Annotated in this window: 22 protein-coding genes and 3 pseudogenes; 14 read left to right on the top strand and 11 right to left on the bottom strand. The window is 66.8% G+C overall.

All coding sequences use genetic code 11. The features are described 5' to 3' along the window. Positions 1-80: 80 nt before the first annotated feature. Positions 81-311 carry a hypothetical protein gene (locus tag ACGFZN_RS25335; protein WP_393860758.1) on the top strand — a complete coding sequence of 77 codons (231 nt, stop codon included), beginning with the start codon at positions 81-83 and terminating at the stop codon, positions 309-311. Positions 312-313: 2 nt separating this feature from the next. After that, positions 314-523 carry a hypothetical protein gene (locus ACGFZN_RS25340; protein WP_393860796.1) on the top strand — a complete coding sequence of 70 codons (210 nt, stop codon included), beginning with the start codon at positions 314-316 and terminating at the stop codon, positions 521-523. 4 nt (positions 524-527) lie between these two features. Here ACGFZN_RS25340 and ACGFZN_RS25345 read toward each other — a convergent pair whose 3' ends face one another. Further along, complete coding sequence (locus ACGFZN_RS25345) at positions 528-827, bottom strand: hypothetical protein (protein ID WP_393860759.1); 300 nt, start codon at positions 825-827, stop codon at positions 528-530. 6 nt (positions 828-833) lie between these two features. Then, a complete protein-coding gene (locus tag ACGFZN_RS25350) occupies positions 834-1,247 on the bottom strand; it encodes a hypothetical protein (protein ID WP_393860760.1) in 414 nt (137 codons plus the stop codon). A 314-nt stretch (positions 1,248-1,561) separates the two neighbouring features. On the opposite strand from ACGFZN_RS25350, the gene ACGFZN_RS25355 reads away from it, so the two are divergent. The 3 genes from ACGFZN_RS25355 (at position 1,562) to ACGFZN_RS25365 (ending at position 4,891) form a co-directional block, all read left to right on the top strand. Then, positions 1,562-2,674 (top strand): hypothetical protein, encoded by a 1,113-nt coding sequence (locus ACGFZN_RS25355; RefSeq protein ID WP_393860761.1) that lies wholly within the window; start codon positions 1,562-1,564, stop codon positions 2,672-2,674. 265 nt (positions 2,675-2,939) lie between these two features. After that, a complete protein-coding gene (locus ACGFZN_RS25360; protein WP_393860762.1) occupies positions 2,940-3,527 on the top strand; it encodes a hypothetical protein in 588 nt (195 codons plus the stop codon). A 665-nt stretch (positions 3,528-4,192) separates the two neighbouring features. After that, entirely contained in the window at positions 4,193-4,891 is a 699-nt protein-coding gene (locus tag ACGFZN_RS25365) for a GNAT family N-acetyltransferase (protein ID WP_393860763.1), read from the top strand. Positions 4,892-5,382: 491 nt separating this feature from the next. On the opposite strand, the pseudogene ACGFZN_RS25370 reads toward ACGFZN_RS25365, so the two are convergent. Next, a pseudogene (locus ACGFZN_RS25370) lies at positions 5,383-5,979 on the bottom strand (TetR/AcrR family transcriptional regulator); the annotation flags it as partial. A 386-nt stretch (positions 5,980-6,365) separates the two neighbouring features. Further along, positions 6,366-7,151, bottom strand: a complete 786-nt coding sequence (locus ACGFZN_RS25375; RefSeq protein WP_393860764.1) for an SDR family NAD(P)-dependent oxidoreductase — start codon at positions 7,149-7,151, stop codon at positions 6,366-6,368. A gap of 532 nt (positions 7,152-7,683) precedes the next feature. Here ACGFZN_RS25375 and ACGFZN_RS25380 point away from each other — a divergent pair. From ACGFZN_RS25380 to ACGFZN_RS25400, 5 genes are all read left to right on the top strand, one after another. Beyond that, positions 7,684-7,893, top strand: coding sequence for a DUF2180 family protein (locus ACGFZN_RS25380; RefSeq protein ID WP_393860765.1), 210 nt, complete (start codon positions 7,684-7,686; stop codon positions 7,891-7,893). Between the two features lie 242 nt (positions 7,894-8,135). After that, positions 8,136-9,257, top strand: coding sequence for a CynX/NimT family MFS transporter (locus tag ACGFZN_RS25385; protein WP_393860766.1), 1,122 nt, complete (start codon positions 8,136-8,138; stop codon positions 9,255-9,257). 854 nt (positions 9,258-10,111) lie between these two features. Then, on the top strand, positions 10,112-11,188 hold the full coding sequence (hemE, locus tag ACGFZN_RS25390; protein WP_393860767.1) for a uroporphyrinogen decarboxylase: 1,077 nt from the start codon (positions 10,112-10,114) through the stop codon (positions 11,186-11,188). A gap of 104 nt (positions 11,189-11,292) precedes the next feature. Next, positions 11,293-12,798, top strand: coding sequence for a protoporphyrinogen oxidase (gene hemG, locus ACGFZN_RS25395; RefSeq protein WP_393860797.1), 1,506 nt, complete (start codon positions 11,293-11,295; stop codon positions 12,796-12,798). Between the two features lie 146 nt (positions 12,799-12,944). Then, on the top strand, positions 12,945-13,841 hold the full coding sequence (locus tag ACGFZN_RS25400) for a type II CAAX prenyl endopeptidase Rce1 family protein (protein WP_393860768.1): 897 nt from the start codon (positions 12,945-12,947) through the stop codon (positions 13,839-13,841). Positions 13,842-14,156: 315 nt separating this feature from the next. On the opposite strand, the gene ACGFZN_RS25405 is transcribed toward ACGFZN_RS25400, so the two are convergent. Together ACGFZN_RS25405 and ACGFZN_RS25410 are read right to left on the bottom strand one after the other, a co-directional pair. Beyond that, entirely contained in the window at positions 14,157-15,431 is a 1,275-nt protein-coding gene (locus ACGFZN_RS25405; RefSeq protein ID WP_393860769.1) for an MDR family MFS transporter, read from the bottom strand. A 165-nt stretch (positions 15,432-15,596) separates the two neighbouring features. Continuing rightward, the gene (locus tag ACGFZN_RS25410; protein WP_393860770.1) at positions 15,597-16,022 is read right to left on the bottom strand and encodes a GNAT family N-acetyltransferase; all 426 of its coding nucleotides are present in this window, start codon (positions 16,020-16,022) and stop codon (positions 15,597-15,599) included. 277 nt (positions 16,023-16,299) lie between these two features. Here ACGFZN_RS25410 and ACGFZN_RS25415 point away from each other — a divergent pair, with 277 nt between their 5' ends. Then, the gene (locus ACGFZN_RS25415) at positions 16,300-17,415 is read left to right on the top strand and encodes a DUF5937 family protein (RefSeq protein ID WP_393860771.1); all 1,116 of its coding nucleotides are present in this window, start codon (positions 16,300-16,302) and stop codon (positions 17,413-17,415) included. Positions 17,416-17,780: 365 nt separating this feature from the next. Here ACGFZN_RS25415 and ACGFZN_RS25420 read toward each other — a convergent pair whose 3' ends face one another. The 3 genes from ACGFZN_RS25420 to ACGFZN_RS25430 all read right to left on the bottom strand — a co-directional run bounded on the left by ACGFZN_RS25420 (position 17,781) and on the right by ACGFZN_RS25430 (position 20,564). Then, positions 17,781-18,185 (bottom strand): nuclear transport factor 2 family protein, encoded by a 405-nt coding sequence (locus ACGFZN_RS25420; RefSeq protein ID WP_393860772.1) that lies wholly within the window; start codon positions 18,183-18,185, stop codon positions 17,781-17,783. A gap of 974 nt (positions 18,186-19,159) precedes the next feature. Next, positions 19,160-19,669 (bottom strand): Dps family protein, encoded by a 510-nt coding sequence (locus tag ACGFZN_RS25425; protein ID WP_393860773.1) that lies wholly within the window; start codon positions 19,667-19,669, stop codon positions 19,160-19,162. Positions 19,670-19,985: 316 nt separating this feature from the next. Beyond that, complete coding sequence (locus ACGFZN_RS25430) at positions 19,986-20,564, bottom strand: TetR/AcrR family transcriptional regulator (protein WP_393860774.1); 579 nt, start codon at positions 20,562-20,564, stop codon at positions 19,986-19,988. 99 nt (positions 20,565-20,663) lie between these two features. On the opposite strand from ACGFZN_RS25430, the gene ACGFZN_RS25435 reads away from it, so the two are divergent. Then, the gene (locus tag ACGFZN_RS25435; RefSeq protein WP_393860775.1) at positions 20,664-21,134 is read left to right on the top strand and encodes a DUF1348 family protein; all 471 of its coding nucleotides are present in this window, start codon (positions 20,664-20,666) and stop codon (positions 21,132-21,134) included. Positions 21,135-21,157: 23 nt separating this feature from the next. After that, positions 21,158-21,626 (top strand): annotated as a pseudogene (locus ACGFZN_RS25440) (alpha/beta hydrolase fold domain-containing protein); the annotation flags it as partial. Here ACGFZN_RS25440 and ACGFZN_RS25445 read toward each other — a convergent pair. Both ACGFZN_RS25445 and ACGFZN_RS25450 read right to left on the bottom strand, forming a co-directional pair. Continuing rightward, positions 21,577-21,970: pseudogene (locus tag ACGFZN_RS25445) on the bottom strand (integrase core domain-containing protein); the annotation flags it as partial. The pseudogenes ACGFZN_RS25440 and ACGFZN_RS25445 sit on opposite strands and share 50 nt — an antisense overlap. 265 nt (positions 21,971-22,235) lie before the next feature. After that, positions 22,236-22,709 (bottom strand): MarR family winged helix-turn-helix transcriptional regulator, encoded by a 474-nt coding sequence (locus ACGFZN_RS25450; RefSeq protein ID WP_393860776.1) that lies wholly within the window; start codon positions 22,707-22,709, stop codon positions 22,236-22,238. Positions 22,710-22,783: 74 nt separating this feature from the next. On the opposite strand from ACGFZN_RS25450, the gene ACGFZN_RS25455 reads away from it, so the two are divergent. Then, positions 22,784-23,734 (top strand): amidohydrolase family protein, encoded by a 951-nt coding sequence (locus tag ACGFZN_RS25455; protein ID WP_393860777.1) that lies wholly within the window; start codon positions 22,784-22,786, stop codon positions 23,732-23,734. Positions 23,735-24,246 lie beyond the last annotated feature (512 nt).

A 24,246-nucleotide genomic window follows, 5' to 3' on the forward strand; every position in this document is an offset into this window, starting at 1 on the left:
CCACTCTACGGTCCTGGCCGACGCCAGCCGGGGCCCCGACAGGTCCCGCAGCCACGCCCCGGGAAGGATCCCTCCGCCTGATGACCAGCAAAGCCACCGAACTCGCCAGCGCCGCACACCTCAGTCTGTGGAACGCCCCCTGGACCGTACGCCCCCACCCCGAGCCCCAGGGACGCCAGCACCCGTGGCTGTGGTCCTGCACCACAGCAAGGTGCGTGTTCTCCGGGGTCGGCGTCAGCGAGCCCGACGCCCACCAGCAGGCCGCCGACCACCACCTGCGCGCACACGACGAGCACCAGGGGAGGGCGTGAGCATGGACGGCGTCTGCCTCCTGGTCCCCGAAGCCATCAGACGGCTCGAGGCCGCAGGCTGGGAAGTCGAGATCACCAGCGACGGACTCCGCCTGACCAACGGCCCACTGACCCAGGTCATCATCTACCGCGACTCGCTGGCCAGTCTCGTGGACAGAGGCGACACCGACGACGCGGTTCGATCACTCCACCGAGACCAGTCGGCGCGCTGACCACCTATCCGTTGAGCCAGTCCCCCGGGAGCAGGGCCCGAACCGCGTCCAGTGCTTCCCCGGTCCGGGCCCTCACCGGCACACAGCCCTCCTCATCCCGCAGCAGCACGTCCGCGCCGAGAAACCATCGGGTGCCCTCGAAACCACTGGCCGGATAGGCCGGAAACGGCAGCTGCTCGCAGCTTTCCTCGAGGATCTGCGTGTATCCGGGATCGGGCTCGTACAGGAAGTCGCTCAAGTGCTCTGGCGCGTGCAGGGACTCGGCCAGCACCATCTCAACGGCCGTCCACGACAGGCGTTCCATCCACGGCTACCACCGCTGGGCCTGCCGGTCGGCGAGGTCCGCCAGCACATGAACCCCCGGATCAGCCTGGTCGAGATCCTCCAGCAGCACGCCCCAGGAACAGGCGCCCTGGTTCTCCTCCCTGAAGACCAGCGCCTGGCCGCGGGCGTCGATGTAGAGCTGGTCCGGGGGCAGCAGCCGGTCGTGGTTGCTCGTCAGATCCTCACGCCGCCCCAGCAGGTGGTACATCTCGCCGAGGGCGGCCGGCAGGCGTACGCCGAGACGTTCCTGTGCTGCCGCCAGGTCCTCCTCGCTGAAGCCGTCGCCGTCGCCGAGCGGCTCCACCCACGCGTGCGCGAAGCCGCGGATGAACCGCCACGCGCCTTCGCGGTCCACGCGTGCATCCTGAAGGCCTTGGCGAACATCGAACATCTGCGTCATGGCGCAGACCCTAGCCGCCGCCTCCGACACTCCCTCGGACCACACCCTTCGGTGCGCCCGGCCAGCGCGGCCAGCCCCGCCCCGTCCTGACACGCCCGGCGCACCGTGGTCCGCCGGCCCCCGGGCACCCGGCCCTGCACGAAGCCAGGGGAGTTCTGGGACCTTCCGATCCTGCCCGTGCCGCGCCATGCCGAGGCCGCGCCTGCCGCTTGGTGGGGGTTGCGTGCCTTGCCCCCGGCCGCTCCATGATTCCGGCCACACCCAGCCCGGCCCCATCCACGGTGAGCCGGGCCCGTGACCGAGGAAGGCACCCCATGCCCAAGCCGATCACACCCGCCCCGATACCCGCCGCGCCCCGCACCGCTGTCCAGCTCGCCCACCACGCCGAGCGGATGCGCGCCCAACTCGCGGACTTCTGGGGCAAGCCCATCCGCGGAGTGCCGCACGGCATGGACCTGTTGCACACCATGTACGTCACCGTGACCGGCGGCGACCTCACCCACGACGCCCTCGGCTTCTACCAGGCCCAGTGCACCAACTTCGCCGCCGCCTACCGCGCCAGCGACGTGTGGGTCGCGCCCCACAGCATGGGTGACCGCATCGCCGCTCACCCTTTTGCGAACCACCCCAGTGTCGTCGTCGGCAACCTCGAGGACGGCGCGCCCTCCCGCGACGGGCTCGTCTATCTCCCCGACCCCATCCACCTCGACGGCCTGCACCCCCTTTACGGCATCGCCTGGCACATGCAAGGCACCGGCAACGACCTCATCCTCGACGTGGAGACCATCACCGCGACCCGCCTGATCCCCACCCGCCTGCCGCCACTGCTCGCCGCCACCACCCCACTGCCCCGGACCCCGTACTGCCCCAACGGCGTTGCCACCCTCCACGACGGAACCCTCAGCGGCTACAGCAACTACCACCTCTTCGGCGCTCCCGGCCCGGCGACCACTCTCGCCCTGCTCCTGGCGTTCTGGGACCTGCGCCGCCCCACCACCGCCGCCGACAAGGAAAACACCTGGAGCGACGAGGACGCCGCCCACGAGGACATCGTGAGCGTCCCCCAGCACACCAGCACCGGCACCAAGACCACCGCCCGCAGCCGCAAGAACAAGCGCAGCAACCGGCCGCCCCGCAAGCGCCGCATCCGCATCATCCGCGAACCCGCCCACACCCCGGCCGACTCCCACCGCGCCCGCGCGGCCGAGGACAGCTCCGGGCCCAAGTGGAAGGACAACACGCTGCGCTGGGAGGTGCCGGAAAGGTGGCAGAACCGCTGCCCCAACCCTCACCAGCACCGCGCCATCATCGAAGCAGGCGGCGAATGCAAACCCGTACGCGTCCGCGTCAAGGAGCACACCAACGGACCCAAGGGCCGCGCCGTCGACCCCCGCCGCACGGTGCGGATCGTGCCCGACCGCCCTTAGCTGCACCTGACCCGCACCCCCACCGTCGACAGCCCACCCCCTAAGGCCGCCCGGGGGGTGGGCTGTTCACTGCTCCCGCCCCTGCAACCCCTGGCCCGGCTGCGGGGGTTGCGGGGATTGCTGTGTCCGGGGCCAGTGTGACTGAGGCAAGAGCGGCTCCCACCCCGCCGTCCGGCGAGGTGGTCGAGCCCCGGACCGTGCACCGCCCGGCCCGCCCGGCCCCACGCGGTCCACCCTCCCCGTGCCTCCCCTCAGAGGAATTGTCATGTCTGCGTCCAGTTTGGTTGTTGCCACCCGACACCCGGCCCCGGCCCCGGCCGCGCCCGCTCACCCCACGCCCTACGACGGCCCCCGCATCGCCGCCGCCGACTTCTTCACCCTGGCCCGCCACGGGCGCGCGGTGAGCGCGCCGCTGCCCTTCCGCGACGGCGACTGCGCGTTGTGCCCGCGCGGCACCGAGTGGATGCGCCACCTCGGCCGGTGGATCATCCCCGGACAGCCCGGCGGCCTGACCCTGCCGGACGAAGCGGTCACCGCCTGGTGGCAGACCCGGACACTGCCCGGCAGCCGGTTCGCGCTGGTCCACCGCCTCACCAGCGAAGAGACGCCCCTGATCGCCGGCGACCACTACACCAGCCGCTCTCACTGCCTGAGCGTGCACGACGGAGCGTTCACCTACCACGAGCCGGTCACCGGCGCCTGGCTGCGCTCGATCGCCTGGCAGGCCACCCGGACCCGCACCGTGAGCGTCCACCTCGAACTGCCCAGCGGCATCATCACCCTGCACTCCCGCATGGTCGGCGACGTGTTCTTCCACCCTGCCCCGGCCGTGCCCAACGCGGTCTGTGCCTGAACTCCCCGCCACCGTCCTGCTGCCGCCCGCCCTGCTGGTGCCCCAGCGGGGCCGGGCGGTGCCGCGCCCGGCGCTCTCCAGCCAGCCGCCACCCGCGCCCTCTCCTCCCCGTCGCCCCCCGTAGCCGGTACCCGGCCCGGTCACAAGGGTTTGCGGTTGCGGGACTTGGCCTGCCCCTGGGCAGTGTCGGTGATGCCGGAGGGACGCGCCCATATGGCGCCACCGCCACCCTCGACGGCGACATCCCCGACACCGTCGCCCAGCCCATCGCCGACGCCGTCGGCAGCCTCCACCGACACCGCTCGCCCTCCACGCCCCGTTCCCGCCGCGCCAGCGTACGGGAAACGGGCCCAGCGCCCCACCCAGGATGGGGCGCTGCTGCAGGCCCTGAGCACCGCCCACGGGGCGACCACCCGGCCCGCCCCGCAACGCCCCGCTGACGCGGCCGTTCGAGGTTGCGCCGCTAGCCCTGCCGCACTCCAAGCTGCGTCCCGCTGGTGAGCGCCCCACACCCACGCCTCACGTGCGATGCGGCCAACCGGCAGAGCCGGACGGCACGGTGCGCCACCTGCGCATCCCGGCACCCCTCAAGCGAACCCGCTCCCACACCCGCCGCCCGCATCGTGCGCGGCCATCCCACCCGACAGCCGAAGGAGCCACCGCCTGTGAACACGCCTGCCACCGACTCCGCCGACCTGGTGCGGATCACCCCGCTGACCCGCGCCGACCGCTCCGACTTCCTCTCCCTGCTCCAACTCGCCACCCCCACCGAACCCGTGCCCGTCGCGGTCGAGCAGACCACCTACCTGTCCGCGGGCCCCTACCCCTTCACCCACGGCCCGGGCATGTGCCTGACCGCCCGCACCCCCAACAGCCCCACCATCGTCGGCGCCCTGCTCGCATCCGTCTTCGACTGGGCCTTCCTCCACCCCCTGTGCACCGCATCCCCCCTGCTTTCCGAACTCCTCACCACAACCGTCCTCAGGATCAACGCCGTCGCCGTCCACCCCGACCACCGCGGCCACCACATCGCATCCACCCTCATCGACTCCGCCGAACGCCGCGCCCGCCGCGCCGGCTTCCGCCTCACCATCCTCGAGCACGAACGGCACCTCAACCTCAGCGCCTTCTACACCAAGCTCGGCTACACCGTGGCCGACCACCGGCTCATAGCCGTCGTCCCCGGCGCCGACCTGCTCGCCCAGGAACACCCGCGCAGGTACAAAACCGCCGTGAAACCACTCCTGCCCAGCGTCCGGGTCGTGCACGTCCCCGGAGCCCCGGCCCCGATCATCTCCGGCCTCTTCCCCGGCTGCGACGTCCCGCCGACCGCCCGCTTCCACAACGGCCACCTGACCGCCTAACCCAGACCACCCAGCCGCCCAGCCCGGCACCACAACACGGCCCCGCCCCGCGCCCCCCGGGGGCGGGGCCGCACTCATCTCCCACACTCTGCGCCCCGCACGGACCGACGGCCGGACCTGCCCACCCGCGCAACCAGGCACCGATACCCGCAGGACACAAACACCGAGCGCACCCCGCCCACTTGCGTTCCTCAAGCCCACCCAACGCAACAGACGAGACGCCCGGGAAGGCGTACATGCCCCAGCCGCCGGGCCCGGCAGCCAGTAGCCGAAGCACTACTAGCCGCAATCCGGCCCGAGGTCGATTCGCACCGCACCGCAGCAGCCCTCGTTTGCCGCGATGGCAGAACCAAGTCGCCCATAGTGGTCCGCGATTGCCTGCCATGACTCCTCCTGGAGCCACTCGGCCCGCGGCAACGGTTGCTGCGACCAAACGTCCGCCGGGCCGCCGTCGGCGCCGGGTTGTGGGTCGGTGGCGCGGTCGTCTGTCGGGTCAGGTGGCGTAGTTCGCTGGTGTACAGCTCGGCCGGGTCGAGTCCCATGCCGGTGAAGTGGCCTGCCAGTTCCAGGGAGAGGATGCCGTGCAGGCGGGTCCAGAAGAGCAGGGTGCGGCGGAGGGCGGCGGGGGAGGCGGGGTGGTCGGCAGCCCACTGGCGGTGTTCGGCGAGGTGGGCCTGGAGGCGGGCGTCGGGGTGGTCCTCGTCGGGGCTTGTGGCTGTGCCGGCCGACTGGGTGGCGTCGAGGAGGGTGTCCATGATCTGTGAGGCGATCATGGTGATGTCGTCGGGTGCGTGGTAGCCGGGGACGGGCGTGCCGTAGCCGAGGAAGTAGCGCTGGGGGTCCTCCAGGGCCCAGGTGCGCAGCGCGCGCCCGAGTCCGGCGAGATCGGTACCCGATGCGGCTGCGGCGCGGATGGCGTCGGCGAGACTGCGGTAGGCGTCGCGGATCAGTTCGGTGATCAGGTCGTCGCGGCTGGCGAAGTACCGGTAGAGCGCGGGGCCGCTCATGCCCATCTGTTTGGCGATGGCGTTCAAGGACAGTCCCGGTGCCCCGGCGGCGGCGATCTGCTCCCAGGCGCGTTCCTTGATCTCGGCGCGTAGCTGGGCGCGGTAGCGCTCGCGTGGGGACTACCATCTGCCGGTGCCGCGCGTACGACGGCCCACCCGCGTCGCTCATATCGGACGGATACTTCGGTCGCCTGTACGGCCGGGCCCCGGCGTTCCCGAACCGGTGAGCGAGGCAATCACACTCCAGGGAAGCCGAGTTGGGCGACATCGACGCCGGCACGGAAGACTGCAGCACCAGGGGCCTCCTGTTGCTCGGTTGGATTCGACACCCTCGAGCTGTGCAGGAGGCCCCGCTTTCATGCTCGGCCAACCAGAACATCACCTGACCGAGTCGACGATCTCGGACTCACGCCCACCAAGATCGATAGAGCAACAGCTTCTGAGGGATAGGGCGCTGGCGCCCGTTATCAGAAGAAGCCGCCGTCCACGGGCAGGGTGCGGCCGGTCATGTAGGCGGCGTCGTCGCTGGCGAGGAAGGCATAGCCCGCTGCGACTTCCTCCGGCTGAGCCAGGCGTCCGAGCGCTCCGTGTACCGTCAGCCACTGCTCCAGTCCGATTTTGTCCCGAAGCTGGGGGTGCTGGTAACTGGGTGCGTTCGCTGCGGCCATGTCGGTGGCCGTGCCGCCGGGGGCGATGGCGTTGATGGTGATGCCGCGCTGGCCGAGTTCGGCGGAGAGGTTGAGGACCATCGATTCCGTAGCGGCCTTGGAAGCGGCGTACAGGGTGTGCCCGAAGACCGCTCGGGAGGCGCTGACCGAAGAGGTGAGCACGATCCTGCCGCCGACATCCATGTGAGCGGCTGCCTCCTGGGCCGCGAACAGTTGGCCGCGGGTATTGATGGCGAAGACGTGGTCGAAGTCGGCTGGAGTGATGTTCTCCAGGGCGTCAAAGTGTTCGACGCCAGCGCACGACGCCAGAACATCGAGCCGGCCGAACTGATCCATGGCCTGCCGGAACAGGGCCCTGATCTGGTCGGGGTCGGCGACGTCCGCGCGCAGCGCGACGGCGCGGCCGCCGTTGTCGCTGACCATCGAGACGATGCCCTGCGCCGCCTGTTCATTGCCTCGGTAGCCGATCACGACAGCGGCGCCTTCTGCGGCCAGACGTTTCGCGACGGCCGCGCCGATGCCTCGGCTGCCACCGGTGACAACGGCGACTTTTCCTGCGAAGCGCGAACAGTGCACTGCAGTCATGGGATGTTCCTTCCCCTTGGTCAAGAGAGCCTTGCCGGGCGCAGGCATGCGCCTGGTGCAACCTGCACCGCGCGGTTTCGATCGGGCGTTTGCCAGCATCGAGGGTGGACCTGGGCATGGGCCTTGGATTGACGATTTCTGGAAATCCAAAACGAGTGATGTCGGCCGGGAGTCATCCTGGCGCAGCCGGATGTGGTGCTGGCCCTGGCGGAGGGTGTGTTCGACGTAGGCCGGGCTGCAGCAGCGATGAGCTGCTCATTCTTCAGGTTCGTGACCTCCCTCTTACGGCAGTTTGGACTTGGTCGAATCCATAGAGCTCGACGGACGCCGGCGCCACGGCGGGACGGTGCAGGCTTCCGCTAAACTTGACTCAGTCCAATCTGCTGGTTAGTTTGCTGCTACCGGAACTCAGCATGTCGGTTCGTTCGTACGGCGCTGCCTCCTGCGAGTTCCCGTGCCGCCTTCAACTGGCCTGCGGCATCCCTCATCACGGCATCACGGCGAAGCGCCGATATCAGCATTGGAGATGACCATGATTTGCTACGACTGCGCGCTGGAAAGGCGCGACGGCACGAACGTCGTCGGCGTTTGCGCACGCTGCGGCCTGGCGTCGTGCCAGGACCACGCGGCCGTCTTCCACTCCGACGTGTTCCACGCGTCCGGCATGGGCAGATCGGTGGGCCCGGCGAAGGCCCGGCGCTTCGTGTGCAACGTCTGTCACACGGCTGAAATCACTCGCTGACCGACCACTCGCAGCAGGTCCGCTTGCTGGAAGGGGTTGGCTTGCCACTCGCCCTGCTCCTGCCGGAGCTGCGCCAGGCGACCAAGGTACAAGATAGGAGAACCGCCCAAGTGAACGCTCCAGTTGAGTCCCGGCCCGGGACAGACGAACCACTCGCCGGGACATCGCGGAGTCGAAGGCATGGAGCTACCGGTAGCCGCTTCCTGATCCACGCCTTCGCCGTCCTCCTGGTCGGACTCAACATGCGGCCCGCCATCGTCGCCGTCTCACCGCTCCTGGACGACATCCGGGCATCAACAGGCATTTCCAACGCGGCAGCCGGAATCCTCTCCACCCTTCCGCTCGTGTGTTTCGGCATCTTCGCCCCGATGGCTCCGCGCCTCGCCCGGCATTTCGGCATGGAGCACACCCTGTTCGTCGTCCTGGTCGTGCTCCTGGGCGGCGTGGCGGTCAGGCTTGTTCCCAGCCTCCCCCCTCTTTTCCTCGGCACATTCCTCGTCGGCACGGCCGTTGCCATCGCCAATGTCGTCGTGACAGCCATCATCAAGCGGGACTTCCACCAGCACGTCGGACTGATGTCCGGACTGCACTCGACCATGCTCGTGGGTGGGGGTGCTCTGGCCGCCGGCCTCACGATTCCACTGCGCGACGCCCTCTCCAGCAACTGGACAAGAGGCCTCGCCGTCTGGGGTGTACTCGCCCTCCTCGCAATCGCGATCTGGGCGCCCCGACTGCGCCGAGCCACCGTCACGCCGGACCTGGCCGCAGCGCGGGAAGGCCAGGGAATCAGCGTCTGGCGAGACCGTCTGGCGTGGGCCGTTGCTCTCTTCTACGCCTTCCAGTCGCTGATCTACTACACCGCCACCACCTGGCTCCCCACCTTCTACACCTCTCACGGAGCTTCTGCGGCATACGCCGGATCACTGCTGTCTATCTGCTTCGGGTGCGCAATCGTCACTTCGCTCCTTGTACCGATCTGGGCTCAGCGTTCCGGCCGGCAGAGTTACCTGGCTTGGATCGGCAGCGCGCTGTGCGTCGTCGGCCTTCTCGGTCTCATCGTGGCTCCGACGGCAGCGCCACCGGTGTGGTCGGCCATCCTCGGTCTGGGGCTCGGTGCGGTGCTGAGCCTGGGCATCACGTTCATGTCGATGCGCGCCGAAGGGGCCCACGATGCAGGGCTGCTCTCCGCCATGTCCCAGTGCGTGGGCTATCTGGTCGCAGCTGCCGGGCCGGTCCTGTTCGGGTTCGCCAGGGACACCACCCACGCGTGGACCGTGGGCCTCATCGCATTGGTCGTCGCCGCTGTACCCATGGCAGTTGCGGGTGCCGCCGCAGGCCGGGGCGGTCACGTGACTTCCTGCTGAGGTGACGGACCGGCTGACCAGCCTGTGTACAAGAGCAGGCCTTAGGCTCACCTTGCAGTTCCCACGTGCCCGCGCACACGGGAAGGAACTGCGCCCTTTTGTGCGGCGCCATGCGCGGCCCATCCGAGTACTTCGTGTTCGGCTCGTTGCTGTGCAGTCGGGGCCGATCTGGTCCGGGCCCCTCGTCGCGGCCGGGTCCGCCACCGTGGTCGATGCGCTCATGGTTGACCCGCTCGCCGTTATCGCGGAGTTCGGCCGGGATCCCTGGGACGCCGCAGGTGCCGTCTGATGCGTGGTGTACGGCCCGTATCCAGGTGGCGAGGCCGGCGTCGGCCGCCTGCCGGACGGCTCGGTCCGCAGCCGTGCGGCGCCAGAAGGAGAAGCCCCGGCCCGGACCGAGCGCCGGCAGGTGTAGAGGTATCCCCACATTGGGTCCGCCTTCCCTCACAAGGAGCTCCGACCGTGACGCCCAAGGCTCTGGCGGACACGTGAAAAGTCCGGTTCCAGTCGACTCTGTATCCAGTTGCGGAGTCCGCCGGGCTGGGTTGGTGAGCCCCGTGCAGCACGGATGCACGATCTGTCGAAGGATGTGCAGGCTGCGACCCGCAAGTCGGCATCTGGTGCCGTAACGATTGACGATCATCGGCAATCGATCGTGCATTTGCCGTGCTGCCTGATTTGACTGCTTACAATCTTGGAGACCTCTGAACCAAGATCATGCCTGGCGTGGTGTCCGTCAACGCCGGGGCCCCATCGACTCGTTCAGCACATCGGATGAGCTGGCATGCCAGGGTCGTTTTCGCCCAGGGCCGGATCCTTGACCAACCGAAACAGGCGCCGTGAATCACACAGACGTGTCCGACACTGCTGCGCAGTTGCAACCGCACCCCGTGCGCAACTCCGTTTTCCTGCGTGCGTGCCGGAACGAATCCGTACCTCATACTCCGGTGTGGTTCATGCGGCAGGCCGGCCGCTCTCTTCCCGAGTACCGCAGAGTACGCGAGGGCATCCCCATGCTCGAGTCCTGCATGAAGCCCGAGCTGGTGAAGGAGATCACTCTGCAGCCTGTCCGTCGACACAAAGTGGACGCGGCCATCCTCTTCAGCGACATCGTCGTCCCCCTCAAGGCCATCGGTCTCGATGTGGACATCAAGCCCGGCATCGGCCCCGTGATCGCCAATCCGATCCGCACCAAGGAAGACCTCCGTCAACTGCGCACTTTGGAACCTGACGACGTTCCGTACATATCCCAGGCCGTGACCATGCTCGTCGAGGAACTCGGCGCCACTCCCTTGATCGGCTTCGCTGGGGCGCCCTTTACCGTCGCCAGCTACCTGATCGAGGGAGGTCCATCGAGGACGTACGAACGTACCAAGGCCATGATGTTCGGCGAACCCGAGTTGTGGTCGCACTTGCTGGAACGTCTTGCCGACATTACTGCAACCTTCCTCAGGATCCAGATCGAGGCCGGCGCTTCCGCGATCCAGGTTTTCGACTCCTGGGCAGGCACGTTGGCGCCCCGGGACTATCGCCAATCAGTCATGCCGGCCAGTCAGACAATTTTCCGGTCCGTCGCCCAGTACGACGTGCCCCGCATCCACTTCGGCGTCGGGAGTGGAGAGCTCCTGGGGCCCATGGGCGAAGCCGGCGCCGACGTAGTAGGAGTCGACTGGCGCGTACCTCTCGATGAAGCAGCCCGTCGCGTCCCGCCCCACACAGCGCTGCAGGGGAACCTGGATCCAGCTCTGCTCTTCGCTCCCACCCACGTGCTCCACCAAGAAGCGGACGGGGTACTCAACGCCGCCCACGCCGCCGGTGATCGCGGGCACATCTTCAATCTCGGCCACGGCGTTCCTCCGACAGTGGACCCTGATGTGCTGACACGGCTCGTGGCGCACGTACACGAGACCAGCACCCGCTCAGCGACATAGACGCAGGCACAGGGCTGCCAGGAGCCTCCATGCCGGACAAACTTCCCTCTTCCCGGGGTGGTCGTGAGAACACAAGCACTCTTCAAACCTCGGAAAGCATCGCCATGGGACCTAACGCAAGTCACGACAACAGCGCCGTTGAAAACGAGGACATCCCGTTCGACCGACTCCCCCGGATAGCCGTAGTGGGAGGGGGCATCACCGGACTTGCTGCCGCCGCATTTCTTAGCGGCGCGGCCGGCCGAGGTGGGCCGCGGGGCCAAGTGATGGTGCTGGAGCAGTCCGACCGCGTGGGTGGCAAGCTGCGCACAGGCGAGGTCGGCGGCATCAGTGTTGACCTGGGCGCAGAATCCATGGTGACCAGGCGCCCGGAGGCTTTGACGCTTGCGCGGCAGGTCGGACTGGCCGACGAACTCGAACCGCCGAGACCGGCTCGAGCCTCGATCTGGACATGCGGCAGGCTCCGTCCGATACCTACGGGCCAGCTCATGGGCGTCCCTGGTGATCTGGACGCTCTCGAGGAGTCGGGGATCCTCTCCGCAGCCGGCATGGAGCGCGCCCGGCTCGACCTGGACCTTCCGCGCACCGAGGTGGGCGCCGACATCGCCATAGGCGAGTTCGTCGCGGCCCAGGTCGGGCAGGAAGTAGTGGATCGGCTCGTTGACCCGCTTCTGGGGGGCGTCTACGCAGGCCAGGCCGACCAGATCTCGCTCGGCGCAGCCGTGCCTCAGCTTCTGCCCGTGGCCCGCACCCGGCGCTCGCTGGTGGAAGGCGTCCGCGAGCTCCAGGAGCGTGCCCGTGCCGCTGCGACAGGCACCCAGGCACCGGTGTTTCAAGGCATCCGCGGAGGACTCGGCCGGCTGCCCACGGCCGTCGCCGAGGCCGTTGTGGCTGCGGGAGCACAGATCCGTACCGGCACTAAGGTGAGATCGCTGCGCCGAACCGCAGACAGCTGGGTCATCGAGCTGGGCGACGGTGAGGGCGCGAACGAACTCACCTTCGACGCTGTGGTGCTGGCTGTGCCCGCACCCGCTGCGTCAGGCATCCTCGCGAAAATCGCGCCCGCCGCTGCAGCCGAGCTGAGCACGGTGGACCATGCGAGTGTGGCGTTGGTCAGCATGGCCTTCCAACGCGTCGACCTGTCCGAGGTGCCCAAGGGGAGCGGCTTCCTGGTCCCCTCAGTCGACGGACGCACGATCAAGGCCTCCACGTTCTCAAGTAATAAATGGAACTGGCTGGCTGAGTCCGCGCCACACCAGTTCGTGCTGCGGACCTCTGTTGGTCGCCATGGGGAAGAAGCCGTCCTCGATCTGACGGACGACGAACTTGTAGCTCGGTCTCTGACCGACCTCAAGGAAGCGGTGGGGCTCCAGGCCACGCCGTTCGCGACCGAGGTCACCCGCTGGTACCAGGGTCTGCCGCAGTACCCGGTGGGCCACCTGGACAAGGTAAATCGGATCCGTCAACACCTCAAGGCGTTGAATTCTCTGTCCATTTGCGGCGCAGCCTTCAATGGAGTAGGAATTCCGGCCTGCATTTCCAGTGCCGAGCAGGCCGTGGAGGACATCTCCGACGCACTCGCCGCGGTGAACGACAGCCGGCGACAATGACAATTTCAAGCCGCGGGAGCGATTTCAGTCGGGTCTGACGCCTTTCTTGGGGGCGATTCCTGAATTGCGAGTCCCCGGTCCAGTATAAAGACGGACAGGCCGGGTGTCGCCCAGACTGTCTGTGTGCTCATCGCGACCGCTTCACTGTGAATCAATACGAACCTTATTGGGCTGACGTCACGTTCTGCCCGCCTCTGACGGAGGAGATTTTGGTATTTAGCAAGCCGCCGGTGCGCAATTTTCTGATCGTTACATTCACCTTCAGTTGGGGCATGTGGGGAGTGGCCCTTCTGTGCCCGGGAAGCTACCTGGACCTGCCCGGTCTGCCGTTCTTCTTGCTGGGGAGCTTTGGTCCGATGATCGGGGCAGCTGTCATGAGGCGCTGGCGGCCCGCCCGGCCAGAGGCGGGGCCTGCAGTTCGCGGCAGTCTGCGTTGCACCGTCTCGCCGCTCGTGCTCGCGGTGTGCCTCGGGGCGGCCGGTTCGGTCATATCCTCGCTGGCCACGTGGACAACGGGCAGCGCCGGCATCAGTCTGCATGCGGGGCGCGCCGGCGTTTACGCATACCTCGGCAGTCCGCTGCTGTTCTTCGTCGCCACGCTCGTGATGGGCCCACTTTCGGAGGAGCCCGGCTGGCGCGGCTATCTGCAGCCGCACTTGCGCGAACACATGTCTCCATTGCGCATGTCGCTGGCCTTCGGGCCTTTGTGGGCACTATGGCATCTGCCATTGTTTTTCATCGACGGCACGTATCAGAACTCGCTCGGTGTTCTGAGCACGGGGGGACTCACCTTCCTTATCAGCACGACGGCGTTGACGGTGGCTGTGGCGTTTGCCTATGAACAGCTTGGCGGACTTCCCGCGGCCATTTGCGTGCACTTCATGTCTAATTTGCTGCCAGTCGTTCTAGGTCTTGCCTCGTCGGCTGCGCTTGCATGGGATGCCGTCGGGAAAATCCTCTTGGCACTCGTGCTGCTGCGAAGTTGGCACCGCATACGGCAGAGGCAGCCCATGACGGCGGTAGCCGGCGCTGCTGCTCATTGACGGGCAGCGCCGGCTACCACCGGACCGGTTGACGCCCGCTGTCCGTCCGAGCCCCCGGATGTGTTGGCGTGCCAGGCTCGGACTGCCGGTTCCCGGTCGGCGCTGCCATGACGCGACACAGGTCTTGCTCTGACGGTTGGCGACATCATCGCCCGACTCGGTGACCGGGCCAGCAGCGCCGGCCAGTCAGCCTGCAGCAGGGCGTGACGGTTGCTAAGCCGCTGGGCGGTGTCGGCCTCTGGTCGGTGAGTGCGACTCCTTGAGTCGGCGTGGCAGCCCGGGCCTTGGTATACCAGGGCAGGTCGCCGATTCGAGTCAGGTCGTCTTGGTTGCCTGCGTGCTCGGCGCCAGCGCCGTCGCCTTTCGACCACCGACTTCAGTGTCGGGCTCAGGCAGCCAGCGTGACAGCATTCCATATCCCACCGCCACCAGGGTTCCCAAGATGGCACAACCGGCCCACAGCCAGTCGGAGCCCCATCGATCGAGGACGACACCAGCGATCAGTGGTGCCGTGAGTGCCGATATCGTCCAGCACAGTGAGAACACTCCCTGGTACCTGCCTCTGCCGTGGAGGGGAGAGAGTCGCACCACGAGACTGGCTTGGGTGGGAGAGTTGATTATCTCTCCCAATGTCCAGACACCTACGGTAAAAGCGTATGCGCCAACGGAGCCTGCGAAGGCAGTGAGTCCGAACCCCCAGCCGGCGAGAAGCGACGAGACAGCCAACAGGCTGGTAGTGCCGCGATGCTGGATGAAATGGGACACAGGAATCTGCAGCAAGACGATCAGAACACCATTGGCGGCGATCGCCGTTCCGTAGTCGGAGCTGCTGAATCCTTCATGTCCCATGGTGATCGGCAAGGCGACTGTGCTCATTTTGAAAACCAGGGCGATCGCGAGTGCCAACCCGACGACACTCATGAAACGTCGGTCGCGAAGTACAGTGCCGAGACTGACAGCGGCGACTGCTTCCGGGGTGACCTTCTGCGAGACGGACGGTCGTGACTCAGGCACTTTGAAGAAGACCAGCACCGCGCAGGCGAGCGTCAGCGTTGCCTCCCCGAGGAAACCCGCCAGGTAGCTGTACTGTGCGACGAACCCTGCGGCTACCGAGGAAATCGCCACACCCAGGTTGATGGCCCAGTAGTTGAGAGAGAATGCGCGCATGCGATCCTCGGGGCGCACTATATCCGCCATCATCGCCTGTAGAGCGGGAGGCGTGGCATACGTGGCAGCACCGACGAGGAACGCGACCGCGGCTATGGCAGCAGGGCGGGTCATGAATCCGAGAAGAGCGACAGACAGTGCTGCCGTGGACTGGGCAAGCATCAGTGTGGGGCGCCGGCCCAGCCTGTCCGCGAGTACGCCCGAGGCCAATGTCGAGCCGACACCGCCCAGACCGTACAGGGCAGCAACCAGGCCAGCGTAGGAGGCCGAGTAGCCTCGCTCCACGGTGAGATAGATGGCGAGGAAGGTGGCGACGAAGGTGCCCAGTCGGTTGATCAGTGTGCCCGTCCACAGCCACCAGAAATCGCGAGGAAGGCCTGAGACGCTTTTCCTCGCGGCGCGTATTGGCGGACTGAAGCGCATTGATGTTCTCCACAACGGAACAGGTGGGGGGGTTGTAATGGTCGCGCCATGAGACGCCAGGGCCCGAATATTCAGGCCGCGTCGATGCCTGTCGGCGGTGTCCGCGCACCTGATAGGGGACGTGATTGTGGGCGCTGCCCTGCTCGCGCCTGCTTGTCGAAAGCTTTAGAAGCGTCGTTCCATGCCCACGGATGCGCCGGAAGTGGCTTTGAATCCGAACTTTTCGTAGAGGTGACGTGCGTCGCCGTCGGCGATGAGTGACACGTAAGCGCTGGCCGGTGCGCGTCGCTCGAGTTCGGTGGTAAGTGCCTGCATGATCCGCTTTCCAAGGCCGCGCCCCTGGTGCGGAGGCAGAACGCAGATGTCCACGATCTGAAAGAAGCAACCGCCGTCGCCGATGATCCGGCCCATGCCGACGGATTCGCCGTTGTAGCGAAGAGTGACTCCGTACCAGGTGTTGGGCAGGGCCGCGGCCGCGGCCTCGTGGGACTTGGCGCTGAGTCCCGTCGCTGTTCGCAAGGCCCGGTAGTCGGATACCGATGGCGCCTGCTCTACCAGGTCGTAGGCGCTGTCTTCGATGTGGGCGTTCATGTGCAGTCTCGTCCCTTGCTGTCGATGCCTCCTCCACCTCATGCAGGCGGGGGAGTGAATGTCAGTTACGCGTTTTCTCGCTCGACTCATCCAGCATGATGCTGTGACGGACGACCTCTGAATGGATTGACGGTTTCTCTGAATCGATTGACTTGGCACGTAAGTGCAGGTAGGGGCGGTGCCGCCCTCATGTATATAGCTCGGTTTGCCGCCGGGTACCGTACCCTCAGTGCGTGGGGCCGGGGCATCTTTACCTGCGCATCTAGAATGGATTCTCGTGAGCTTGAAGATCGCCATCGGCGGCCTGACCGCCGAGCACCTGGTATTTGCTCCCGCTCCTCTGCTGGAGTTGATGTCCGGCCTCCACGCGCTTGCCGAGCCGTCGCACCATCCAGAGCAGGAACGGTGGCGCGTCAGTGTTGCGGCCGAGATAAGTGCCGACGTCTCCGACCGTCTGACGGAGGCGGAGCTCTTGTGGAGCCCTACGGTTTCGGATGTGGCACTCCCCTTCGCCGCGTTGGCACATGCCCAAGGCCGGCCGGGGAGCACGCTGGCCGAGGACCTCGATCTGCTCGATCAGCTGTCTGACGAGCAATTCGTTGGTCATGCTCTGGAATCGGCGTGGGCAGTTCTGCCGCCTCGGCCGGCCGCCTCACCGCTCACGTCACCTGCCAGCAGGGACCAAGCCTTGGCCAGGGCGGCAGCACGCGGCACGCTGTACGCTCAGTTCGCGCGGCGGCTGCTCGATGACCCTTGGGCTGTTCGGGCATGGCTGCGCGAGCTCTTGGAGGCCTGTGCGCAGGAGTTCTTCTCAAGGGCGTGGCAACAGTTGCTGCCGCAACTGTCGGCCGAGTCGCGTCGGGCGCTTCACCTGCTGCAACAGAAGGGACTCGTGCAGGCGCTGTCTGATCTGTCGCCGGCCGTGTCCGTCAGTGCAGACGGCGGGGTAATCACAGTGGACAAGCTCGCTACGGGCCAGATCTCCGCCGTCGCCTCAACGGCGGCTCCTGGGGTGACCTTCGTTCCAACGGTTCTGGGGTCCCCTCATTTGTGGGTGCTCCATACGCCCGGTTGGCGCCCGGTGATTGTCTACCCGATGGCCCCGCCGGTCTTGTCGTCAGATCCGCTGGAACTGCTTGAGCGGCGCCTCGAGGTTCTGGCGCATCCCATCCGCCTGAGGATCTGCCGCAACCTCGCACATGCTCCGTCCACGACGAGCAAGCTGGCGCTCGACTACGGTTTGTCCGCGCCGGAGATTTCCCGTCACCTGGCCTTGCTGAAAGAGGCCGGGGTGGTCCATACGCAGCGCCGCGGTAAGTACATCCAGTACCACGTGGACCTGCAGGTTCTGGCGCGGCTGAGCAGTGATCTGCTGGATGCCGTCTTGCGTTGACCCTGCCGCTCCGAGTGACCGTGGGCATGGCCGACCGCGGGCATGACCACCACAAGTACCGTCGGCTGGCTGGTTTGGGACCTCGGCGTGAAAGCGCCGCTCACCCGGCCCGGCGCCCAGCATGGTCCCGGACTCGGAGTGTTCGCCCACTACAGCGGGAGTCGGCGGCGCGGCGTCACCTTCCAGGGTGACCACCGCAGAGTCCGGCTTGAAGGGAACGGCCTGCCGGATCATGTCCCGACGCCATCAGTCAGCCCCCAGCGCTGGGGCGTAGCGCGCACACGCCCACCTGCACTGCAAGAGGAGTTTTGAAATTCAACAAAGTGACAGTTTGGTCGCCCGGCTGACCCGGGCGAGGCCAAGAATCAGGCTCCGGTGATGGTCCGCCCCGGCATCGGCTCTGCCAGTTTGGCCCGCCATGTCGGCGCGCCGAAGGGGTCGGCGAAGTACTGCGTCTCGTGCACCACGTGCTGGTCAGCGAATTCCATGATGCTCACCGAGTACGACGGCACACCGTCGTAGGTGATGAGGCATTCGCTCACCCATAGATTCGCATGGCCGGTGATCCGCTGGACGGTGAAGTGTCGGTCCGCCGGGTGCCCGCCGCGTTGCGCCGAGATCGCCGCTCGGCCACGGAACCGCTCACCTGACTGCGGGTAGTCCAGGATCGCGTCCGTGGCGTAGATGGCGTGCTCGGCTTCGATGTCCCCGCGTTCCGAGGCCCGCCAATGCTCCTCGACCGCGGCCCGGATCCGGGAGTCAGCATCCATGGCACCGCCCTTCCGTAGCGGTGACAGCCTAGGCGCTTCGAGCCACGACCGGCCCCGGGGTCAGGCCGACCTGAGCTACGAGTCCTCCCGTTGGCCGAATCGGAGGGCGGTAGCTCTGCGACAGCGGCGCGAAGTGACCGCCATCCGGCTCACCTCATCTTTGATCCATTCTGTCAGGAGTCCTCAGAGGCGTTGAGGTATGCAACCCGTACAACAAAGGCCAAGAGTTGACTCTGTCCAAACTAGGGACTAGCTTGTTACTCATACAGCGGGGTTGACCACAGAAGCCCACGCCCGTCGCCCACGGCGCGAAGGGTATGCCGGTGCGGGGCAGCTAAGCCTTGTACACCGCGGGCCTGCCCCCTGAAGGAGATTTTGATGTACTGCTTCGACTGTGCCCGCAAGGGTGACGAAAGAAGGCCTGGCATAGGCACGTGCACCAACTGCGGATTGTTCGTCTGCGGCTCGCACGCCTACTTGCTTCCCCCGCCGGCTCGAAGGCCCGTGGGTCTGGTTCCGCAGACGCCGGTCTCCGCGCGCCGGCTCATCTGCAAGACCTGTCACGTCGGTTGATGCTGCGAGGGTACCAACGAGGCGGCCCGCGGCGGGGCCCCTCGAAGTTCGGATACCCGTCTGCCAGTGGGGCGTGACAGAGATCTCTGGCCGAAAGCCGCTGCGCCGCCCTCTGGCGCCTTGCGGGTCCGATGGATGCGAAGCCGGTCAACTGGCGATGGCCAATAGTCTGGTGCGGCGTCGGGCTCGCCAACAGTGGTGACAAGGAGAGCCAGCGCGGCAGTGCACACGGCCCGGACCCGAACTGATCTCAGCGCGGGCCCGGACCGTTGCATCGACCCCACAAGAGGTAGCAACTGACCAGGGGATGACGATTCCCGGAATCTAGAAACTATCGATACAAGCTGACTGCCCTAGTTGTAAGGGCACTTCGGAATACCGCATCTCAGTGAAAACGGCAGTTACACCTGTCGGTTTTCGGAACTGATCATCCATGCGTGCTGTTCGAGGGTATCGATAATCCCATGGAGAATGTCAGCCGTGGAAGGGTCTTCTGCGTCGATACCGTCATGCAGTCGCCTGATGGTCGCCGTTGCGGCATATAGCCGTGTCGTCATGAGGTCGACCACGGCTGCCACACTGAGTTCGCCTTCGGGGAACCGAGGCAGGCTCGTGGTGGCCGCCACCGTGTCGGAGCGTCCGTCCGGGACTGCGTGAAGGCTTCGCATGCGCTCCGCGATCGTGTCACCGGCTTCCCGGGCGTCATCGACCACCTGATCGAGCTGCTTGTGCAGGTCGCGGAAGTTGTGGCCGACCACGTTCCAGTGGGCCTGCTTGCCTTGGAGATGAAGTTCGACGAGTTCGACGAGGATCGCTTGCAGTGACTGCGCCATGTTCCTTGATGCGGTGAAACCAACGGCCGCTTCGTTCTCGGACAGCCTGGCGTTGGAGGAATCCACGTGTGATGTCATGCGAGTGCTGCTCCCTAGCAAGTTCCGGCGACTGAGGGTTGACGAGAAGCCTCACGGCCTGATCGCATTTTCGTCGGGTAATACAATAGTCACAGGGACAACACGGCACCTCTCTGCCGATTGCTGAATTTCGTCAATCGTTGGAGCGACGCTGCAACCGGTTCCAGATCGAGGATCATGGCGTCGTGCGCGTGGCTCACGTCCGGACGGGGCGGATGCGGTCTTCGGTTTGGCGCACGCGGTGGAACAGGCCTGGCCGCGTCGGCTGTCCCGCAACGCCATCCACCGGCACAGCGAAGGCGCCGACGGCTCCCCGCTAGGCGGAGGAGGCGACCTTGCGGGAGTCGAGCGTGAGCAGTAGCTGCGCCGCCTGCTTGGCCTGGCGGGCCGGTGTGGATGTGGCGGAGATGGCGGCGGTGGTTATGGCTCCCTCGGCCAGCAGGGCGATCTGGGTGCCGGTATCTGCTGCCGCTCCCGCAGCGGTCGCGAGTTGTTGCAGGTAGGCGTGGAAAGCGTCCTTGTGGTGACGGGCGGCCGCAGTGACCTGGGGTGAGGTGCCGCCGAGTTCTCCGAAGGAGTTGATGAAGGCGCACCCGTGGAAGTCGGACTGAGCGAACCAGTCCTCCAGCCAGTCGAAGACGGCGAGCAGCCGCTCGACCGGGGTTCCTGCGGCCGCGTCGACGTGGGTGACGAGGCTGTGGAGCCAGCGGGCGTCCCTGCGGGCCAGATAGGCCTCGACGAGGTCGCCCTTGGAGGGGAACAGCTGATACAGGCGCCGCAGCGTGACGCTCGCGGCGTCACGGACGGCGTCCATACCGACGGCTTGGATGCCTCGGGCGTAGAAGAGGTCTTCGGCGGCGTCGAGGATGCGCTCGCGTACCGGATCGGTGTCCACGGTTTCTGCCCCCTTGCGTGAGAACCATCGTTCTCATACTATCAGGACACGTGAGAACGATCGTTCTCGCTATCGCAGGACTTTCAGGAGGAGTGCGCCATGCCCGAGCAGCGCCCGCCGTTCCCGCCCTTCACCCAGGAAACAGCGATCAGTAAGGTCCGCCAGGCCGAAGACGGCTGGAACACCCGCGACCCGGAGAAGGTCGCCCTCGCCTACACGCCTGACTCACGCTGGCGCAACCGTGCGGAATTCGTCACCGGCCGCGAGGAGATCGTGAAGTTCCTGACCCGTAAGTGGAGCCGCGAACTGGACTACCGCCTCATCAAGGAGCTGTGGGCCTTCGGTGGGAACCGCATCGCGGTGCGGTTCGCCTACGAGTACCACGACGACTCCGGCCAGTGGTTCCGTGCCTACGGCAACGAGAACTGGGAGTTCGACGACAACGGCCTCATGCGCGTGCGCCACGCGAGCATCAACGACCTGCCCATCGCCGAAGAGGACCGCAAGTACCACTGGCCGCTGGGCCGCCGGCCCGAAGACCACCCCGGCCTGTCCGACCTCGGGCTGTGACCACCCACAAGGGAAACCCCGCCATGCCCGACCACGCCGCAGCCGCTCCCGTGCTGGAGCCGGCCGCAGCGGAGTTCGCCGCAGCCCCCGCCGACCCGCCGTACCTGTTCGGCCCGACCGGCTCGGTGCGCGCCCGGATCGTCAAGCCCGCCGGCACCACCGGCACCCTGCGGTGATCAGCGACATTCACGGGGCGGGACGGGGCTTGGGCAACGCCCACACCCACGACCGCCTGCTCCGCGAACTCGTCGCCGGCGCGGGGGCGGCGGTGGTCTTCCCCGAATCGACCTGTCGCCCGAGGCCCGCTACCCCATCGCCATCGAGCAGAACTACGCCGTCGCCCAGTGGATCGACCATGACGGCGCCACCAAGTGCATGGACGCCACCCGCATCGCCGTGGCCGGCGACAGCGTGGGCGGCAACATGACCGCCGTACTGACCCTCATGTCCAAGGAGCGCGGCGACGTGCCCCTGGTCCGACAGGTGCTGTTCTAGCTGTACTGCCAGGGACGTTGGTCAACTTGGTGATGGGTGGTTTGCCGCCGGTCGCGGTGTAGGGGCGGTGGTGATTGTAGTGATGGAGCCAGGCCTGCAGGGCTTTGCGGCGGGCCGACTCGCTGGCGTTGAAGCGTCCCAGTGCCCAGCCGTCCGCGAGGGTGCAGTGGAAGCGTTCGACCTTGCCGTTCGTCTGCGGCCGGTAGGGACGCGTCTTCGGCGTGATCACGAGCTCGTCGCAGGTGCGGGACCAGTGCCGAGAGCGGTAGGCCGCCGTTGTCGGTCAGGACCTGCTCGATGCTCACCCCGCGGGCGGCGAACCAGCTGACCACTTCGCTCAGGTCCGGCCCGTCCGGGCTGGACCTGAGCAAGGGGCACCGGTGGGCCTGACCGAGCCCCTTGGAGGCCCACCACCGGGGCGAGTCCAGCCGGTTCGGCGATGGGCGGCAACCCGGCGGAGAAGGTCTCCGTTGGGCTGCGCCCGGCTCGCCCAGAAGGCCGTGACAGACGATGGCCCCCACCCGAGGTCGGCGTACGGCCACGCTCGCGAGATGCTCTCGTCCGATCCCAACTGCAACGTCATAGCGGCTGTGTCATCTGACTCGTTCACTGCCCCGCTTCGTTAAGGTCGGAGATGATCCGAGCTAGCCGTCGCAGCTGTCCCGCCAACTCGGTCCGCTCAGCGAGACCGAACTCGGACAGCCCCCGGATCTGCCTGGCTCTTAGCCTTGCCCGGACCTCGCGCAGGCGCTCAGTGCCATGCGGCGTTAGCGAGATGAGCACCTGGCGCTCATCCGTCGTTGAGCGCTGGCGTTCGAGGATTCCCCTCGCCTCCAGCTGCTTCAGCATCCTGGTTGCCGTTGGAATGCTTACGGAGGCAGCCGTCGCCAGCCGGCCGACAGGCTGTGCTTCTTCGCTCAGCAACGGCTCGATGAGGGTCACTTGCGCGACGGAGAGCGCATCGACGCCGTCGCCGACCGCTGCACGTGCTCGTCGCATGGCATAGAACAGTGCGTCGGCGGCGCCAGCCAGCTCGGCGAGGCCTTGATCGTTGCCGGTCTCTTGATCCCTCTCAGGCATCCTTGCCCTCCTTCCCGTCATCATGTTAGCTTACTAATGAAATCATTAGCACGCTAAGTATTAGGAGGCTAGTGGTGAGTGCGCCGGACCGAATCGACGTACACCAGCACATCGTTCCGCCCGCCTGGGCCAGGGCGCTCGCGCAGCGAGGACTGGACTCGGGCGGCTGGGCCATTCCGGCCTGGAGCGCGGAATCCGCCATCGAAATGATGGATCAGCAAGGCATCAGCACGGGGATACTCTCCGTCACCTCGCCTGGCGTGTACCTCGCCGACGGGGAAACCCGCGAGGCCAAGAGCCTGGCGCGCGACGTCAACGAGTACGGGGCCCAGATGGCGCAGGAGCACCCCGGACGCATCGGGCACTTCGCTTCAGTCCCTCTGCCAGACCCCGACGCCGCCACGGAAGAAGCCGTACACGCGCTGGATGTCCTCGGCGCCGACGGAGTGGTTCTCATGTCCAACGCACGGGGGCGCTACCTCGGCGACCCCGACTTCGATCCACTGTGGGCTGAACTCGACCGGCGAAGCGCTGTCGTCTTCGTGCACCCGGCCCAGCCACCCATGAGCCTGCTGCCGGGCACACCGGCCCCCCTGGCCGATTACGTTTTCGACACCACGCGCACCGCCCTCAACCTGGTTCTGAACGGAACCATGAAGCGCTACACCAAGGTCAAGGTGATCCTCTCTCACGGAGGAGGGTTCCTCCCCTATGCCGCCTACCGGTTCTCGGGCCTGACCGCCACTGTGGTCGACCGCTCGCAGAACCCGGACGACATCATCCGCGACCTCAAGAGGTTCTACTTCGATACGGCTCTCTCAGCCAGCCCCAGCGCCCTCCCCGCGCTCCTGGCATTCGCCGAGCCCGGCCACATCCTCTACGGAAGCGACTGGCCCTTCGCCCCCAAGGAAGCCGGCACCTACTACAACCAGTACCTCGAGGCGTATCCGGATCTCAGCCCCGCGCAAATGCACGCAATCAACCGTGCGAACGCCGAGGCACTCTTCCCCCGCCTCCAGCGGTGACACCCCTACGACGCGCCATCACGAATACAGCGGTAGAGGTTCGGAGGACCGCGCAGCCCGGCGGCCCCTTTGGTCTCGGACGGCGATCCGCGAGGCAGCACCCGACCGCCCGGTTTAGCGCGTCGCCGTCGAGGCTGGCCAGCAGCTGGCGGACTGCCGTCGCGGCGGGCAGGGCCCGCTTGGGCTGAAGCGTTATCAGGCCGGGCACCGATCTGTTCTGGCACGCGGGCTGGGGCATCGGCGATCCACTCGCCGACAGCGAGCAGCGAGATCGCTCCGGGCAGCGGGCACACGCCGTCAGTGCGAGCACCACTGCCAGGTGGTGGCGCACGCCGCGCGGGTCACGCGGTCCGGCATCTCGGCCAGGTCTCCGGCAGGCGCAGGGCATCCTCGGATAGGGCCTCTGGATGGCCGCCCAGCCGGCCAAGGGCGAGTGGGATCAGCGCTAGTGCGTCGGCAGGTAGGATCTTCCACTCGGAAGACGAGGCGCCAAGAACTCCACGAGCCTCGTC

Source organism: Streptomyces sp. NPDC048192 (assembly GCF_043202415.1).
In the GTDB taxonomy this organism is placed as follows: Bacteria; Actinomycetota; Actinomycetes; order Streptomycetales; family Streptomycetaceae; genus Streptomyces.

Bases quoted from the DNA above. Each gene is read 5' to 3' on its own strand.
- ACGFZN_RS25360 (WP_393860762.1), top strand. From the start codon at position 2,940: ATGTCTGCGTCCAGTTTGGTTGTTGCCACCCGACACCCGGCCCCGGCC.
- ACGFZN_RS25450 (WP_393860776.1), bottom strand. From the start codon at position 22,709: ATGCCTGAGAGGGATCAAGAGACCGGCAACGATCAAGGCCTCGCCGAG.
- ACGFZN_RS25350 (WP_393860760.1), bottom strand. From the start codon at position 1,247: ATGACGCAGATGTTCGATGTTCGCCAAGGCCTTCAGGATGCACGCGTG.
- ACGFZN_RS25410 (WP_393860770.1), bottom strand. From the start codon at position 16,022: ATGAACGCCCACATCGAAGACAGCGCCTACGACCTGGTAGAGCAGGCG.
- ACGFZN_RS25435 (WP_393860775.1), top strand. From the start codon at position 20,664: ATGCCCGAGCAGCGCCCGCCGTTCCCGCCCTTCACCCAGGAAACAGCG.
- ACGFZN_RS25385 (WP_393860766.1), top strand. From the start codon at position 8,136: ATGCGGCCCGCCATCGTCGCCGTCTCACCGCTCCTGGACGACATCCGG.
- hemG (WP_393860797.1), top strand. From the start codon at position 11,293: ATGGGACCTAACGCAAGTCACGACAACAGCGCCGTTGAAAACGAGGAC.
- ACGFZN_RS25425 (WP_393860773.1), bottom strand. From the start codon at position 19,669: ATGACATCACACGTGGATTCCTCCAACGCCAGGCTGTCCGAGAACGAA.
- ACGFZN_RS25340 (WP_393860796.1), top strand. From the start codon at position 314: ATGGACGGCGTCTGCCTCCTGGTCCCCGAAGCCATCAGACGGCTCGAG.
- ACGFZN_RS25345 (WP_393860759.1), bottom strand. From the start codon at position 827: ATGGAACGCCTGTCGTGGACGGCCGTTGAGATGGTGCTGGCCGAGTCC.
- ACGFZN_RS25420 (WP_393860772.1), bottom strand. From the start codon at position 18,185: ATGGATGCTGACTCCCGGATCCGGGCCGCGGTCGAGGAGCATTGGCGG.
- ACGFZN_RS25375 (WP_393860764.1), bottom strand. From the start codon at position 7,151: ATGACTGCAGTGCACTGTTCGCGCTTCGCAGGAAAAGTCGCCGTTGTC.
- ACGFZN_RS25355 (WP_393860761.1), top strand. From the start codon at position 1,562: ATGCCCAAGCCGATCACACCCGCCCCGATACCCGCCGCGCCCCGCACC.
- ACGFZN_RS25405 (WP_393860769.1), bottom strand. From the start codon at position 15,431: ATGCGCTTCAGTCCGCCAATACGCGCCGCGAGGAAAAGCGTCTCAGGC.
- ACGFZN_RS25380 (WP_393860765.1), top strand. From the start codon at position 7,684: ATGATTTGCTACGACTGCGCGCTGGAAAGGCGCGACGGCACGAACGTC.
- ACGFZN_RS25335 (WP_393860758.1), top strand. From the start codon at position 81: ATGACCAGCAAAGCCACCGAACTCGCCAGCGCCGCACACCTCAGTCTG.